Below are 16,313 nucleotides of genomic sequence, written 5' to 3' on the forward strand. Positions count from 1 at the left end.
TGTATTATAGCAAATTTTGTTAGACTACCTGCTTAAAGTCCATGACTTTTATCACTGCGTTTATCAACATTTTTATCAATAAACTTTTTACTGATGGCAACTTCATATGAATTCTGTGACTGTTTTTAAAAACCCAGCTTCTGGCTTCCCTCAACATGGCAATGCCGTTGTTTTATTATCAGGTGGTTTGGACTCGGTTACTTGTTTGTATTGGGCAAAAGCCAAGTTTCAAAGGGTAACCGCTGTTAGCTTTCATTATGGGCAACGCCATGACAGTGAGTTGCAATTTGCCATCAAAAACGCCAAAAAAGCAGGGGTGGCTCATCGAATCATCGACATTGACATCGCTCAGTTAGGGGGGTCATCATTGACAGATCATGCCTTAACCGTGCCAATGGGTGATGTGAATAAATTTGACCATCAACAAATCAACAACAATGCCATTCCCAACACTTATGTGCCTGCCCGCAACACCATTTTTTTATCTTATGCCTTGGCAGTGGCGGAAGTGACTGATGCCACTCATATTGTGATTGGGGTAAGTTCGGTGGATTATTCTGGCTATCCAGACTGTCGTCCAGAATATATCCAAGCATTTGAAACCATGGCAAATTTGGCAACCAAAGCAGGCGTTATGGGAAACCGATTGCATGTCGATACACCCCTACAAACGCTCAGTAAAGCAGACACCATAGCCTTGGGGGTAAGCTTAGGCGTGGATTATGCAGACACGGTTTCTTGTTATCAAGCAGATGCCAATGGCTTGGCATGTGGACACTGTGACAGTTGTGTATTACGCAAACAGGGATTTAAACAAGCCAAAATCACAGACCCAACACGCTATCAAAAACCATCAACCTTATCACCCCTTTAGCAAAACCCATCTTTAACAAAATCCATCTTTAACAAAATCCATCTTTAACAAAATCCAATAAAAAAAGCATCTAAAAGATGCTTTTTTATGATGGCTTAACCGCTTATCTAAAACCGCTTATCTAAAGTTGCCTATTTAAGCTTAGTTAGGGCGGTGATTCTGTCGTCTAATGTTGGGTGTGAGCGAAAAAGTTGGGCAATGCTAAAGCCTTGTTGTTGGCCACTGGCAATGGCAAAGGCTTTCATGGATTCTGGCATTGGGTCAGGTTGTTGACTGGCTGGACGTAAGGCATTTAACGCCGCAATCATGTTTTGTTTGCCCGCCAGTTTTGCTCCCATCTCATCAGCACGGAACTCACGCACACGAGAGAACCACATGACAATGGCGGTTGCTAAAAATCCCAACATAATGTCCATCACCATGCTGGTGATGAAATACCCCATACCAGGAGAGTCGCTTTCATTTTTAGGAGAGTCGCTTTCATTTTTAAACACCAGCAGATCCACAAAATAACCAATCACTCGGGCAAAGAATATCACAAACGCATTGACCACACCTTGTATCAATGCCAAAGTTACCATATCGCCATTGGCAACGTGACCAATCTCATGTGCCAGGACCGCTTCGACTTCTTCTGGTGTCATGGTTTGTAGCAACCCTGTGGACACCGCCACCAAAGCGGCATTTTTATTCCAGCCAGTGGCAAAGGCATTGGGCTGTGGGCTATCAAATATGCCCACTTCAGGCATGTCAATGTTGACGCTTTTGGCTTGCTTAGCCACCGTGTCCACAAGCCACTTATCAAGAGCAGAGCTTGGATTATCAATCAGTTGCACGCCCATGCTCTTTTTGGCAAGCCCTTTAGATAAAAACAGCGAAATCATTGAACCCATCATGCCATAGGCAAAACACATGACCATCAAACTTGTGTAATTCAGACCACCTTGACCAAACGCACCACCAAGATTAAATATCGACATGACGATACCAAGCACCACCATGACCGCAATGTTCGTCAGTAAAAATAAGCCAATTCGCATCATAATGAACCTCTCCTAATTAACAATATCTAATTAATCACAATGATTTGACTTCCTTGCTAATAACAGCAAATTGCTAATAACAGCAAATAATGGGCATAAGACATTGATTTTTCAATGGACGAGTTTTTTATCGATAAAAAAACTCGTCCAAACGTCAAACGTTTAAACGAGTTACCAATATTCAAAATCAATAAAAACTAAAAAATAAACCGCCAGTATCAATCATTAACGCAAAGCGGCATACGCCGAGTTAACATAAGCACTGCCAGTGGCATTGACCGTATGACTGTTTGCGCCATAGTTACTTGTGCCATGGTTACTTGTGCCATGGTTGCCCACACCATAACTACTTGTGCCATCACTGATATAACCATGGCCTAAATCTGAGCTTGCACCGATACTTTGAGAGCCAGAGACAAACAAACTGCTGTCATGCTTATACAAGCCATGATAACGGCTTAGCACGCTTTTGACATAGTTGCGTGTTTCCCTAAATGGGGGAATGCCACCGTATTTATCAACATTCCCCTCACCTGCGTTATATCCTGCGATGGCAAACTCAACGTTGTTATTAAATCGACGCATCAGCCATGCGATGTATTTGGCAGCCCCTTCAATATTTTCAGCAGGACTCCATGTGTTATTCACCGAAAAACGCCGAGCAGTCGCTGGCATCAGCTGCATCAACCCTTGAGCGCCAACGGGTGAACGGGCATTGGGATTGAACGCCGATTCAGTGTGCATCATCGCTTTCATCAATGCAGGGTCAACACCATGACGAGCGGCAGACGATCGAATCAGTGCATCATAGGCATTGCGATTGGCAGAACGACTGGCAACACTTTGACCATAATGGCTGGCTGATGTGTTGTTGGTTAGGTTGCGAACTTGTGAGTCTGGGTAGTAAGTTTCTTTGACTTTTTTGTTAAATGCTTGAAAATTACCTGATGGGGTGGTATTGGTTAACAGCACTTGTCCACTGCTGTTTTTATAAACGTACATATTGCCAGCAGTTGCTGATGTTGTCATCATGGCAAAGATGACCGTTAGTACCGTTATTAAGACAGAAGGTATGGCGCTCATAAATCCACTCATTGGTTGATTAAAAAGGACATGGCAACAACTAACTATAACATAAAATAACCTTAATCGCCGTATTCGCAAGATTAATGACCACAATAAACGGATAAAACGATAAACGGATAAATTACAAAATAAGCAAAAAATTCACATTCACCATAACATCATAAAAAAAGGCAACCAAACCGCTGTCAGCAACCCATTTACCGCCAGCCCAAATGCCGCATAACGACCTGCCACAGGGCTGATTTGCCATGCCTCTACCGTACCAAACGCATGTGCCATCATGCCCATTGCCAAGCCTTTGGCTCGGTCATCCTGCACATTTTTTAACAATATCCGCCCAAACACTGCCCCAACCACCCCTGACACAATGATGATGAGATTTGCCATCGTTAAAGGAGCGCCAATGATGCTTGCCACACTCAACCCCACGGGTGTGGTTACCGCACGAGTGGCAAACGACAGCACGGTATCATGACTCAACGCCCATGCCCATGCCAGCCCCATGGGAAGCAATGCCCCAACCAAAGTGGCAAGCATTGCAAGCATTAACAGACGTTTGATGGGTAACCCTTTAAAATTCATAGACGCAAGCGGAATGGCAAGCAGTACCGTCACATAACCCAACAAATGGTCAAAGACAGGCTTGGCAACTTGATAGTAATGGTGATAATCCCAAGACAGCACAAACAACATCAGCAACACCGCCATCATTGCTGTCACCACCATCGGCACATTGGGCAGATATTTGGCAAATATCCTAGCGAACACATGTGCCAGCAAAGTCAACGCACATGCCAACATCACCAGCACCATACCACTGCCATGCGTAACATCATGATGAATGACGGCCATCATCAGTTAAGTCCATTTTGATTGTCTGGGTTTTGATTGTTTGGGTTTTGATTATTTGGCAAACTGTCTGCCAGCCACACTTGCGACAACTTACCCAGCCCCCACAATGGCAATAAAGTACTCAGAACAATCACCAGTACAAACCCCACCAACTCATCACCCAAGCCAAACATCAACAACCCTGCCCCTGCTGACACGGGTAAAAAAGCAAACCCACTTTCCATCAACAACAAACTACTGGCGGTGGTGAGCCACGTTGGCAAACCACCTGCAAAACCACGCCACACTCGCCAACCCATCAACAGCAAAAACAGCACCACCAAGCCAACAATATTGGCTGCCTGTGCCATACCCAACTGCACACAGACCCATAAACACCCCTCACGCACCAGCACCACCATGGCTAACGTCAATAGCAACGCCAACCAAGTGGGCATGTGGCAAGTGGGTATGTGAGGAGCTGTGGGCGTTTGAGTGGGCATGTGGATTGACGTTTTTGCCATGTTGTCTCTTCCTTGAGTGGGCTGTTTATGGACCGATGTTTAATTTTTCATCAATTTTTCATCTTAATTTTTGGCACAAACACACCATAGCCTGATTGCTGCATTTTATCCACAGGAATAAACTGCAACGCACCGCCATTGATACAATAGCGTAAGCCTCCCTTATCTTTAGGACCATCAGGGAACACATGCCCTAAATGGGAGTCTGCCACTCGTGAGCGAACTTCTGTACGTATCATGTTATAGCTGGTGTCATTGTGCTGGGTGATGACCTGTGGGGCAATCGGTTTGGTGAAACTTGGCCAGCCACACCCTGAATTGTATTTGTCTGTGGACAAAAATAATGGCTCACCACTGACCACATCGACATAAATACCAGGGGCAAATAGGTGGTCATATTCATGGCTAAATGCCCGTTCTGTACCCCCGTTTTGGGTGATGTTGTATTGGGCGTGGCTGAGTGTGTTTTTAAGATTTTTGTCTTTATATGCCTGATACCGCTTGGGGTCAAGGGCTTGTTCAATGCTGCTGGCAGGTGCCAAACTTTGCGATGGTTCGGTCGGTGGGGCATCATCTGCCAAGCTGATATCGATATGGCAATAGCCATTGGGGTTTTTGCTCAGATAATCTTGATGATAATCCTCTGCTTGAGTAAAATTTTGTAGGGGCAAATTTTCTACCACGATGGGGGATTTGTGCTTGTTCTGTAATTGTACCAGAGCGTTGGTAATGACGGCTTTATCTTCTGCTGTGCTGTCTTTAGGATAATAAATGCCTGTGCGGTACTGCACACCACGGTCGTTGCCTTGCTTGTTGACACTGGTGGGGTCAATCACTCGAAAATAGTACGCCAGTAAAGTTGCTAAGTCAATTTTATCACTGTCATAAGTTACCTTAACTGTCTCTGCATGACCTGAACCTGCGATGACTTGCTCATAACTTGGGTTGTCGGTATTGCCATTGGCATAGCCTGACACGGCATCAACCACACCATCTATCCGCTCCATATAAGCTTCCACACCCCAAAAACACCCGCCTGCCAAATAAATGGTCTTAGTGCGTATGGGCGAACCATCGGCTTTATAAAACGCTTTGGTTGATGAGGCTGGTTTGGCATTGGCAACCACGCTGGGGGTATTTTTGCCCTTTAAATCGGCAAAATCGTTATCTGCATTTTGTGCCAACGCTTGGGCTTGCTCAGTGGTCAAGTTGCCTTTTATCAGACGCACCAAATTGCCTTTTTTATCCAATATTGCCCAACTTGGATACACCTGTACGCCAAGACGAGCAATCAGCTCCCCTGAAGCATCAAGCAGCACTGGTAATTTAGGATAATCACCCTGCACGCCAGCATACCACTGGCGAAACTCATCAGCAGGTTTTTCATTTAAATGACCAGGGCTTGCCACAGTGATGATGTTCAGCCCTGCAAAGGTGGGGTCTTGTCGCCAGTCTTGAGTTTCTGCCAAAGTCCCCAAGCACAGTGGGCACCAACTCGCCCAAAACTTCACCAAGGTGGGTTTATCGGCATCAATGACTTGCTTGCCTGTTTCACCCAAATGATGGGTAATTTGTGGCAAGGCAGACAAGCTTTTGAGCGTTTTAGATGGCAACATGTCTTTGCTGTCTGTTTTACCTGCCATGCCACTGTGAGTAACCGCATCACCATTCGCCAAAGCATTGCCGTGAGCGTTGCTCATTTGCCCACAAGCGGACAACAACACGCTGATAAGGGCAATACTGCCCTTAGCCGCATGATTTTTAGTAACATGGTTCATGGTATGGCTCATGGTATGATTGATAAGATGGCTGATAAAATGGATATGCTTGTGGGTATGCTTGATGGGGGTGTTCATAAATTCCTCACATGACAAAAATTGCCTTAAAAAAATGTACCTTAATGCGTAAATGCGTCAGTGGCATTCACTCAATGGCATTCATCATGATAAACGAACTGTCCAATGGTTGCCAAGTTGTTTATGTGGTCATTTGTGTTGTGATTGATGTTGGCAAATGTTTTGTATAACGATGTTTTTATGACAATATCTTTCTGATGATGTTTTTCTAACAATGTTAGTAACATCGACAATGTTGGCAAAATCCCTTAAAATGCTTACCGTTATTGTCAGTGTCATCATTAGGAGAATCCGCAATGTCCCCCAACCAAACCACTAACCAAACCCCCATCACCCAAAACTTCACCGATTATAAAGTCGCTGATATCCGCTTAGCCGATTATGGTCGCCGTGAGATTGCCTTGGCAGAAGCTGAGATGCCAGCCCTGATGGGGTTAAGAAAACGCTATCAAGACCAGCAACCCCTTAAAGGGGCTAAAATCCTAGGCTGTATCCACATGACCATTCAAACGGCGGTACTGATTGAGACCTTGGTTGCCTTGGGTGCCCAAGTCCGCTGGACATCATGCAATATTTTTAGCACCCAAGACCACGCCGCTGCTGCCATGGCGGCCGCTGGTATCCCTGTGTTTGCATGGAAAGGGGAAACCGAAGAAGAATACGAGTGGTGTTTACGCCAACAAATTCATGATGGCAGTGACTCTCAAAATCAGAGCAAACTTTGGGATGCCAACCTCATCTTAGATGACGGTGGCGATTTGACTGCCCTTATCCACAATGACTATCCACAGATACTCAAGGGCATTCATGGCATCAGTGAAGAGACCACCACAGGCGTGCATCGTCTGCTGGACATGCTGAATAAAGGCACACTCAAAGTCCCTGCCATCAATGTCAATGATGCCATCACCAAATCCAAAAACGACAACAAATATGGCTGTCGCCACAGTCTTAACGATGCCATCAAGCGTGCCACCGACATGCTGCTGGCTGGCCGCCGTGCCTTGGTCATCGGTTATGGCGATGTGGGCAAAGGCTCAGCCCAAAGCCTGCGTCAAGAAGGCATGATTGTACGAGTCAGCGAAATTGACCCCATCTGTGCCATGCAAGCGTGTATGGACGGTTATGAGTTGGTTTCGCCTTTTATCAATGGTGAGCCAAGTCAAGGCGTGAACACAGCGTTGCTACAAGACACCGACCTTATCGTGACCACCACAGGCAATTACCATGTCTGCAACAGCGACATGTTAACCGCCCTGAAATCTGGGGCGGTGGTCTGTAATATCGGACACTTTGATACCGAGATTGACACCAATTTTATGCGTGATAACTGGCAATGGGTTGAAGTCAAGCCACAAGTTCATCAAGTCTACCGCTCTGATGATGAGCGTGATTATTTGCTGGTATTATCCGAAGGTCGCTTGGTGAATTTGGGCAATGCCACAGGGCATCCCTCTAGGGTGATGGACGGCTCTTTTGCCAATCAAGTGCTGGCACAGATGTATCTGTATCAACAAAAATTTGCCAATTTGCCAGCGGACAAAAAAGCAGACAGCCTGTATGTCAAAGTCCTGCCTAAAAAGCTTGATGAAGAAGTCGCTGCCGCCATGGTGGCAGGATTTAATGGGGTCATCACCAAGCTCACCCAAACCCAAGCGGACTACATCGGTGTGCCGATAGATGGGCCGTTTAAAGCGAAAAACTATAAATATTAAGGATTAGTATCTTCGTATAACAGATCATGATATGGTCGATTTCATCATTTAGTTTAAAACTACTCTCAAGCTAAATAATGGGTCGACTGCCCCACTGGCATTGGCTGAATAAAAATTGACCGTTAAGTGGTCGGATTGATTTGTTTAAGATGGTTATTAACCCAAGCCAGTCGTTCAGGCGTTCCCACATCCACCCAAACGCCATCATAAATTTCAGCTGACACTTGACTTGTCATCATCGCTTGCTTAAGCACTTTTGCCAACGGATAAGGTCTGTCATAAGGCACATCAACAAACAAGGCAGGGTGCAATAGGCTGATGCCTGCAAATGTCCATGTCTTTTGCTCACGTGCTTGCTCACTTGAGTTGTGGTCTGCTTCTTGATGCTCAGGTTTTTGAGGATCAGGTTTCATCAGCACTTTACCATCATGATAAATAAAATCCCCTGCCCTATTGTGTTTAGGGTTGTCAACCAACAATAAATGAGCCAAAGCAGCCACATCATCGACGTCTTGTGAGTGATTAAGACCCGCATTTTTACCAAGACCATCTAATGGATGGCGTGTCCAGACATCACCATTGATGAGTAAAAAAGGCTCTGGTTTTAGCTGATTTTCATATAAGGCTTTGGCGATGCCACCAGCGGTTTCTAACGGCTTTTCTTCCACCGACCAACGAATATTGACCCCATAACGACTGCCATCACCGATGCCTGCTTGTAATTTATCCACCAACCAAGCAGCGTTAATAACAATGTCAGTGATGCCTGCCTGCCGTAATGCCAAGATGTGCCACTCTATCAATGCTCGACCGCCCACCTTGATGAGTGGTTTGGGTGTGGTTAAAGTCAATGGACGCATTCGTGTGCCTTTGCCCGCTGCCAATATCATGGCTTGGCGAATGGGTTGGTGTTGCCAATGTTTATCGATATGGGTTTGCATGATGTGGTTAAGTCTTTTTAGCAATATGACAAAAATGGTTATGATAAAAACGGTTATGACAAAAACTGTTGACGATACACTGGCAACACGTCATCTTGTAACCAAGATAAAAACGCTTGTGCCACCTGCCAAGTGTGCTTACTTTGCTTATCGTCCGGGTTGATGGTCATGTTCGCCAGCCAATTCAGCTCAAACAACAAATCGTCCATGACTTTGGGAATGTCTGCCAAATAGCGAGTTTTACCATCTCGTTGTGCCAGTCGCACAAAAATACCCAACACCTTAAGATGACGTTGCACTCCCATGACCATCATGTCCTTATGGTATTGCTTAAGATCGGTACTGTTGCGTTTATCTGAAACCAAGGAGTACCCTACTGTCTGCAACATGTGCCAAAATTCAGCTGTCCAAGCTTCAATGCTTGACTGTGGCCAGTTCACATAAGCATCTCGCAATAAAGACACCAAATCATAAACGTACGAGCCAATCACCGCATCTTGAAAATCAATAATGCCTAAATTTTTGCCATCAACATCATCTTGCATCAGGTTGCGACTGTGATAATCTCGATGCACCACAACGCTTGGGTGTTCACTCACTTCTGTGACGATTTGGCTAACCAGCTGCTGCCAGCAGTACTGCCCTTTATCATCAGTTGATAAATCAACCCCCACATAAGGCAAAAACCACTCACTAAATAACGCCATTTCTTGCTTGAGCAAGTGGGCATCATACAAAGGCAATGCAACCTTATTGACATCTAAGCTTTGAATGGCAATGATGCTTTGCATCGCTTGATGATAAAGCGAGTTAATTTTTTCATCGGTACTGGCTGTTAATAAGTGAGCAAATTCGGTCTTACCAAAATCCTGCAACAATAAAAATCCTTGGGGGACATCTTTTGCCAAAATATCAGGAACATTCACCACAGAAGCAAGTAAATTTGCCACCTGCACAAACTGACTGACCGATTCTTTATCTGGTGGGGCGTCCATCACCAACATGCTTTTGGGCATCATCTGAGGGGCATCATCTGCCAAAATAATGCGATGATATTGCCGAAAACTGGCATCACCAAGCAAACTGTGAATGGCATAATCGCCATCGATGTGCTGATTAAGCCAAGCTTGCAAGGCTTGCTGTCGGTCAGTCAGATGAGCATCAGCATCTAAATGCACAAAACGATGGGCGTGGGTGGGGGTGGCATGCGACATGGGAGTTTCCAAAAAATAACAACCAATCAATGGGCGTTAGGTCAGTAATATCTAGGCTAATCAAATTGGCTATGGTAACATGTCAGTACTTTTATCACCACATGAAATCACTACCCTTACCTGCCTTTGTCTGTACTGCGGTGGTGAGTGTGGTCGATTTTTGCATTTTTGTTTTTATTTCTGTTTTGTGATGACCACCTTGCTATGACTGTTATGAATCATGCTTTTTATCACTCGCCCCCATGTTATCACTCACCCCCATGGTTGTGCCTTTGTCATCATCTTTGTCGTCAAAATGACCAAGGTTATCAAAACACCACCCAAGATAAAACACCACGGCTGGTAACAAGCAACATCATTAAAAAAAAGCCTTTGGTCTGTGCCATGTCATTCATTGGTTGTGCGATGATGCCAATGTTTACCCATGCGGCTGTTCATGAAGCGGCTGTTCATATGTCTGCCCATGAACAACCCAGTGAGCCTAAAACGCCTAACATAAAGTCAATGCCCACGGTTGAACAATCGCACGCACACTCACACAGACAATCACAACAAATGCAACAAAATCAAAGCATTGATTTGGCTCAACATGCTTTGGAACGCTTATCACAATATTATGTGCCTTATCATGATGTGCCTTCTTATCCAACACCTGCCAATGACCTTAACAATGACCCCAATGACCTAAGCAACAATCCCAACAACCCCAATGATGCCGTTACGTCATTCTATTCTTCACCAAATCAAACCAATATCACGGATAAACAGACAGACAGCAAACAAACAGACAGCAAGATAGACAACACCGCCAACCAGCTAAGCAATCGCATTCATGATTGGATTGAGGCTGATGCCCCTTTGTGTGCTGGACGATGGGTTTATCCCAGCAGCATCACCAACAATGACAATGGCTTAAACCAGCAAACAAATCATGTTGCCACCCCATCATCACCAACCAACACCTTAAAAGCACAAGCGGACCATGGCTATTATGACAACGTTCGCCATGCCACACTGACAGGCAACGTGCTTGTACAACAGAACAACCAAGTGATACAAGCCGATAAAGTGCTGGTCGATGTGCAAAGTCAACATGCCACCGCCAGTGGTAATGTGTTATTTGCTGACAGACCAACCAGCCAGTTATCCGCCATGACAAGCACCACTCAAGCAACGGCTGGCAATCATGGCAATGCTGACCAGCCACTCCATGCTCATCAACAACTAAGCCGTGGTCTAACACAAGGTGGTCTGATAACCATCGCAGAAGAAGTTCAATACAACAGCCAATCACAGCTTGCCCATGCCAATGACGTGGCATTTGCCAGCATTCCCCTACAAGCTCACGGTCATGCCAAAACTTTGCGTAAAACGGGCAATGACCGACTTCACTTAACCGATGTGATGTTCACCACTTGCCCGCCCACCAATCCTAAGTGGCGATTGCAAGCAGGTAGCATTGAGCTAAACAATCAATCAGGGCGTGGGGTGGCAAAAGATGCACGGCTTAAGATTGGCGATGTGCCAGTGGCGTATCTGCCTTACTTTAATTTTCCGATTGATGATAGGCGTGCCAGTGGCTTTTTACTGCCCAGCGTCAGTTGGCGAAACGATGGGCAAGTTGAATTACAAACTCCATATTATGCCAACTTAGCGGCCAATATGGACACCACCATCACCCCAAGGGTCTTTAGCAACCGCAACCCCATGCTATCGGCAGAGTTTCGCCATTTAAGTCATGATTTTGGTCATAGTCAAATTCAAGGCGACTATCTGCCTAACGACCGTCAATATGACAAAAAAACCCGCAAAAGCCTATTTGCCAAGCATCTTTGGCAGTCAAAACACGTTGACAATCTGACTGGCGAAGCGGTGTACCAATATGTCTCTGACGCAGATTTTATTGATGATTTTGAAGTATTTGGCACAACAGGCAGGGAGCATCTTGGCAATTTTGATAACCATGCCCACTTGCCACGTTCTGCTCAGCTTAATTATTTTAATGAATACATCAACGCCCATCTAAAAGTAGAAACCTACCAAAACTTAGATGTTACCGATGCGTTTGGTAACCCCACCACCGATGCACTCAAGCCATATTCCAAACTGCCACAATTGACGGTCAATTACGCATTGCCATTAAATCAGTGGCTAAAAAACAACAACCACATCAACAACATCACCAACAACAACATCACCAACAACATCAAGCTGACAGGCGTGCATGACAGCGGCTATTTTCAAAAAAGCATCACAGACAACTCTGCCCCAGAGAAAAGCGGATTTCGCATGTACAATAAACTGACCGCCATCTACCCAATGCACAACACTTGGGGCTATGCCGTGCCAAGCGTCAGCTTACAACAGCTGTTTGCTCGCTATGATGAACACACCACATTGAACAACCAAATCAGCAAACATGACAGACAGCAGGGCATCTTTTTGCCCACTGTTGCTTTAGACACAGGCATTTATCTAAAAAAAATAGGCTCACCGTTTGGTTGGTTTGATGGCGTTGATGACCACAATAAAGCCATCATAAAAAATGGACACCAACTGCTAAGCCCACGGTTAAAGTACACTTACACCCCATTTAAAGACCAAAACAGCCTACCAAATTTTAACACCCGCATTGCTTCTTTATCTTATGAACAACTGTTTGCTGATTCTTGGTTTTTGGGGCATGACCGCATTCAAGACTTGCATGCCATCACCCCAGCCATTAACTACCGTTACATAGACAGCGAAGGCAACACCCGATTAGATGTTGGTATCGCCGAGCAGTTTTATTTGAGTCATGGCAAGACCCGTTTAAGCGACTTTATCAGCACACCCAATACCCACGCCAGCTCTGATAAGGCACTATTTAGCAATCGCTCTTCTGGCATGGTTGCCAGCATACAAGCCCAACCCATTAAACAGCTATGGTGGCATGCCAATATCGCCAGCAAATCTGACCACCGCCTAAATTTTTTAACCAGTCAGTTGCGTTATCAGCCCACTGACAACAGCATGATAAGCTTAGGTGTCATCAACCGACAAGCCGACCAAAACACCAACCAATTACCCCTAAAAGCATATACGGCTTCTTTGGTGATGCCCGTGAACCAAAACTGGCGACTGATGGCACAAGGGCAGTTTGATGATGAGCGTTACCAAATCACCGATGGGCTGCTTGGGATTGATTTTCAAGATTGCTGTATTGGGGCATCGGTCTATGTCAGACGACATACCAATGAGTTGGACATCACCGCTCGACCTGATAATACCATCATGGCAGAGCTACGTTTAACAGGGCTTAGCCCAAAGAGTGGACGCTTTAGCCGTTTGTTACAAGATAGGACATATGGCTTGACACCTGTGCAAGATGCTTGGGTAAAATAGACACGTATAGGTCAGATTTTTTATTATGATGATTTATAATGATTTTTTATCCTCATGATTTTATTATATATAATAGTGCCATGATTGCATGATTGCCAAATCATTTGTGCCAATGTGTGCTATTTTGTTTGATGATTTTATTGAGTGGTTTCTTGAGTGGTTTCTAGATTTTTTTTAAAGAGATTTTTTTATGCGTAAACTTATGTTAACTCGCCCAATGTTGGGTTTATCCATTGCCATGTCTTGGGCATTCACAACTGTGGCAATGCCTGCACAAGCCAACACAACACAAGCCAACACAACAACAGTCAATGCGTCATCTGCCAGTGCGTCATCTGCCAATAAAGCCACCATTCACAGTGATGGCATTCTTGCGATGGTGAATGATTCGGTCATTTTAAAAAGTGATTTTGAACGAGCTTTACAAGCTGAACGCCTTGCCTTACAAGCCAATGGTGAGCAGTTGATTTCAGACAGTCAGTTACAAGCTCAAACCCTTGATGGTTTAATCATCAAACAATTGCAACTGGATTATGCCAAACGCTTAGGACTCACCTTGAATGCCGATGCTGTCAATGCAGAACTCAATGACATTGCCAAAAGCCAAAATTTTCACTCTTTGACACAGCTACAACAACACATGGACAGTCAGATGGCTGGGTCATATGCCCAATTACATCAACAGATTGCCGAAAAACAAATCATCCAAGCCCTACAACAAAGACAATTATATGGTGAGCTGTCCATCAATGAACAAGACATTCAGGCATTTTTGCAATCGCCAGAAAGCAATCTTCTCACCCCTAAAGAATACGAAACCTTACACTTTCGTGTGCCATATCTGTCTGACATCAATAATCTGAGTGCCAATGAGCAACAGCACGCCATGAACGTGGCAGATACTTTGGTTAAAGCATTACAAAACAATGATGTGCGTACACAACCACAGATAAATCAATTGCTGTCTTCATTAGCCACCCAATACCCCCACCCCATTGAAGGGGGCAATATGGGATACCATCTGGCAGACAACCTACCTGCTGCCCTAGCCGATCGCATCACCAGTTTACAAATTGGCGAAGTTACCCCACCACTGATTACCCAACATGGCTTAGACATCATCAAACTTATTGATGTGCGTCAATCACAAAACGAACAAACCAACATCATTCCCCAATGGCATACTCAGCACATTTTAATTAAAAATCAAGACCAGCAAACAGAACCTTTTGCCAAGCAAAAGATAGACGAGATTCATAACGCCTTACGCCATGGTGAAGATTTTGCTCAGCTTGCAACCATGTACTCACAAGATGCAGGGTCAGCTGGCAAAGGCGGTGATTTGGACTGGGTCAGCGAAGGTGAGATGGTGCCTGAGTTTGAAGCCATGATGAAACGCACCCCCATCGGTAACTTCTCCACACCGTTTGCAACGCAATTTGGTTGGCACATTGTCAAGGTATCAGCAACCAGACAAAAAGACATCAGTAATGAGCGACAACGCCAGCAAGCCTTGATGATACTACAATCTCGCCAAGCCCCACAAATCATCGAAGAATGGCTTGAACAACTAAAAGCAAACTCATATATTCGAGTGTATCAATAAGTGTGTCAATCACTGTGAACAACAATACAGCATTTTGAACAACGGTGAAAAATATTTTGAGCAACGATGAATAACACTCAACACAAACGCCATGATGATTGTTAGTAAAAATGTTTTTAGTAAAAATGTTTTTAGTTAGTCAAGATGCTTCTTGGGTCAATGGGTTCACCGTGCAACCGCACCTGAAATTCCAATGCCACCACGTTCACGTTCACGTTATTGTTTGCGTTATTGTTTGCCGCCATGCCATTGACCACCATGTTATTTCTGATAACAGAATGGGTGGCAATATGACCCATGGTGGCAATCGGTTGCCCACGTTTGACCAGCTCATCTTGACTGACCAAAAGGCGATTGTTATGAGCATAAGCCGTGACCACACCATTACCATGTTCTAGCATGATTAATTTGCCATAATCTTTTAAGCTTTCACCGACATAAAGAACTTTGCCATCTTGACTGGCCAGCACAGGATCGTTTAGCTGACCTTCAAACCACATGCCAATGATGCCATTACTTTTATTGAACTCACCAATCACCCTATTATGACTGGGGAGCATAAACCCCTTAGCAACCTTAATGTTCTGATTGCTGGGTAAATAGCTGGTGTTGGTGCGAGCATTCCATAACGTCAACCACGTGCCTGCATAAATCGTATAATGACTGTCTAGCTGATTAAGTCGCCCAATTTCTCGGTAATTTAACCCATATCGCTGAGCAATGCGACTGACCGTATCACCTGATTTCACAAGGTAACGGTTAGGCACACCTTGCTCATTAATGATGATATTTTGTGTGCTGGTATTAACCTGATGTGGGTTTGGGCTGGCACATGCGGTTAGAGCCAACACACTCACCACCCATAATGCGTTTAATAACAACAGCCTTAAATAACGACATGATAAACATGATATTTGTTTCAGTTTAGACATGAATTTTGCTGGCAAGCAATACTGCAACCAAACATGGCTTTTTAGTTTTGATTGAATAAAAAATAATAAAAAATTCATGGTAATACTCTGGTAATACTCTGATGGTCATGTGGTCATCACGATGGGAAGCGTTTTCATTGTAACAGATACATTTATTTTTAATAGCATGTATTTTTAATGGTGTGCCATGAACCGATTAGGACATGTTAGAATGTGGTGGCAATTCATCACACAGGCATTTTTTGCAAAAAATTGTTGCTAAATAGTTCCAATAATTAATATTTAGACACAATATCATAACAGGATT

The 16,313-nt window shown here is 44.5% G+C and carries 12 protein-coding genes; 4 read left to right on the top strand and 8 right to left on the bottom strand.

What is annotated here, in order from left to right; translation table 11 throughout:
• The first annotated feature begins 106 nt into the window (after positions 1–106).
• Positions 107–874: a 7-cyano-7-deazaguanine synthase QueC gene (queC, locus tag WDM69_RS05900; RefSeq protein ID WP_338755108.1), complete on the top strand. Its 768-nt coding sequence runs from the start codon at positions 107–109 to the stop codon at positions 872–874.
• Positions 875–1,005: 131 nt separating this feature from the next.
• On the opposite strand, the gene htpX is transcribed toward queC, so the two are convergent.
• The 5 genes from htpX to msrAB all read right to left on the bottom strand — a co-directional run bounded on the left by htpX (position 1,006) and on the right by msrAB (position 6,136).
• Positions 1,006–1,917 carry a protease HtpX gene (gene htpX / locus WDM69_RS05905; protein ID WP_078306802.1) on the bottom strand — a complete coding sequence of 304 codons (912 nt, stop codon included), beginning with the start codon at positions 1,915–1,917 and terminating at the stop codon, positions 1,006–1,008.
• A 225-nt stretch (positions 1,918–2,142) separates the two neighbouring features.
• Positions 2,143–2,949, bottom strand: a complete 807-nt coding sequence (locus tag WDM69_RS05910; RefSeq protein WP_240494870.1) for a lytic transglycosylase domain-containing protein — start codon at positions 2,947–2,949, stop codon at positions 2,143–2,145.
• A gap of 201 nt (positions 2,950–3,150) precedes the next feature.
• Positions 3,151–3,855 (bottom strand): LrgB family protein, encoded by a 705-nt coding sequence (locus tag WDM69_RS05915; protein ID WP_078307059.1) that lies wholly within the window; start codon positions 3,853–3,855, stop codon positions 3,151–3,153.
• A 2-nt stretch (positions 3,856–3,857) separates the two neighbouring features.
• Complete coding sequence (locus WDM69_RS05920; RefSeq protein ID WP_411350828.1) at positions 3,858–4,292, bottom strand: hypothetical protein; 435 nt, start codon at positions 4,290–4,292, stop codon at positions 3,858–3,860.
• Between the two features lie 116 nt (positions 4,293–4,408).
• Entirely contained in the window at positions 4,409–6,136 is a 1,728-nt protein-coding gene (gene msrAB, locus WDM69_RS05925) for a bifunctional peptide-methionine (S)-S-oxide reductase MsrA/peptide-methionine (R)-S-oxide reductase MsrB (protein ID WP_078307063.1), read from the bottom strand.
• A 374-nt stretch (positions 6,137–6,510) separates the two neighbouring features.
• Between msrAB and ahcY the strand changes: the two genes are divergently transcribed.
• Positions 6,511–7,929, top strand: a complete 1,419-nt coding sequence (gene ahcY, locus WDM69_RS05930; protein WP_078306804.1) for an adenosylhomocysteinase — start codon at positions 6,511–6,513, stop codon at positions 7,927–7,929.
• 122 nt (positions 7,930–8,051) lie between these two features.
• Here ahcY and murU read toward each other — a convergent pair whose 3' ends face one another.
• Complete coding sequence (murU, locus tag WDM69_RS05935; protein WP_078306805.1) at positions 8,052–8,870, bottom strand: N-acetylmuramate alpha-1-phosphate uridylyltransferase MurU; 819 nt, start codon at positions 8,868–8,870, stop codon at positions 8,052–8,054.
• A gap of 53 nt (positions 8,871–8,923) precedes the next feature.
• Entirely contained in the window at positions 8,924–10,084 is a 1,161-nt protein-coding gene (locus tag WDM69_RS05940; protein WP_338755110.1) for an aminoglycoside phosphotransferase family protein, read from the bottom strand.
• Positions 10,085–10,297: 213 nt separating this feature from the next.
• Here WDM69_RS05940 and WDM69_RS05945 point away from each other — a divergent pair, with 213 nt between their 5' ends.
• Positions 10,298–13,468 carry an LPS-assembly protein LptD gene (locus WDM69_RS05945; RefSeq protein ID WP_158077861.1) on the top strand — a complete coding sequence of 1,057 codons (3,171 nt, stop codon included), beginning with the start codon at positions 10,298–10,300 and terminating at the stop codon, positions 13,466–13,468.
• Between the two features lie 190 nt (positions 13,469–13,658).
• Entirely contained in the window at positions 13,659–15,074 is a 1,416-nt protein-coding gene (locus WDM69_RS05950; RefSeq protein WP_338755111.1) for a peptidylprolyl isomerase, read from the top strand.
• 131 nt (positions 15,075–15,205) lie between these two features.
• Here the strand turns inward: WDM69_RS05950 and WDM69_RS05955 are convergent, their stop codons facing one another.
• The gene (locus WDM69_RS05955) at positions 15,206–16,006 is read right to left on the bottom strand and encodes a LysM peptidoglycan-binding domain-containing M23 family metallopeptidase (protein WP_338755112.1); all 801 of its coding nucleotides are present in this window, start codon (positions 16,004–16,006) and stop codon (positions 15,206–15,208) included.
• Positions 16,007–16,313: the final 307 nt, after the last annotated feature.

The organism is Lwoffella lincolnii, assembly GCF_037201985.1.
Lineage (GTDB): Bacteria > Pseudomonadota > Gammaproteobacteria > Pseudomonadales > Moraxellaceae > Psychrobacter > Psychrobacter lincolnii.

Coding starts and splice junctions, on each gene's coding strand:
- WDM69_RS05920 (WP_411350828.1), bottom strand. CDS start 4,292: ATGCCCACTTGGTTGGCGTTGCTATTGACGTTAGCCATGGTGGTGCTG.
- WDM69_RS05910 (WP_240494870.1), bottom strand. CDS start 2,949: ATGATGACAACATCAGCAACTGCTGGCAATATGTACGTTTATAAAAAC.
- WDM69_RS05945 (WP_158077861.1), top strand. CDS start 10,298: ATGAATCATGCTTTTTATCACTCGCCCCCATGTTATCACTCACCCCCA.
- WDM69_RS05950 (WP_338755111.1), top strand. CDS start 13,659: ATGCGTAAACTTATGTTAACTCGCCCAATGTTGGGTTTATCCATTGCC.
- queC (WP_338755108.1), top strand. CDS start 107: ATGAATTCTGTGACTGTTTTTAAAAACCCAGCTTCTGGCTTCCCTCAA.
- WDM69_RS05915 (WP_078307059.1), bottom strand. CDS start 3,855: ATGGCCGTCATTCATCATGATGTTACGCATGGCAGTGGTATGGTGCTG.
- murU (WP_078306805.1), bottom strand. CDS start 8,870: ATGCAAACCCATATCGATAAACATTGGCAACACCAACCCATTCGCCAA.
- WDM69_RS05940 (WP_338755110.1), bottom strand. CDS start 10,084: ATGTCGCATGCCACCCCCACCCACGCCCATCGTTTTGTGCATTTAGAT.
- WDM69_RS05955 (WP_338755112.1), bottom strand. CDS start 16,006: ATGTCTAAACTGAAACAAATATCATGTTTATCATGTCGTTATTTAAGG.
- msrAB (WP_078307063.1), bottom strand. CDS start 6,136: ATGAACCATGTTACTAAAAATCATGCGGCTAAGGGCAGTATTGCCCTT.
- ahcY (WP_078306804.1), top strand. CDS start 6,511: ATGTCCCCCAACCAAACCACTAACCAAACCCCCATCACCCAAAACTTC.
- htpX (WP_078306802.1), bottom strand. CDS start 1,917: ATGATGCGAATTGGCTTATTTTTACTGACGAACATTGCGGTCATGGTG.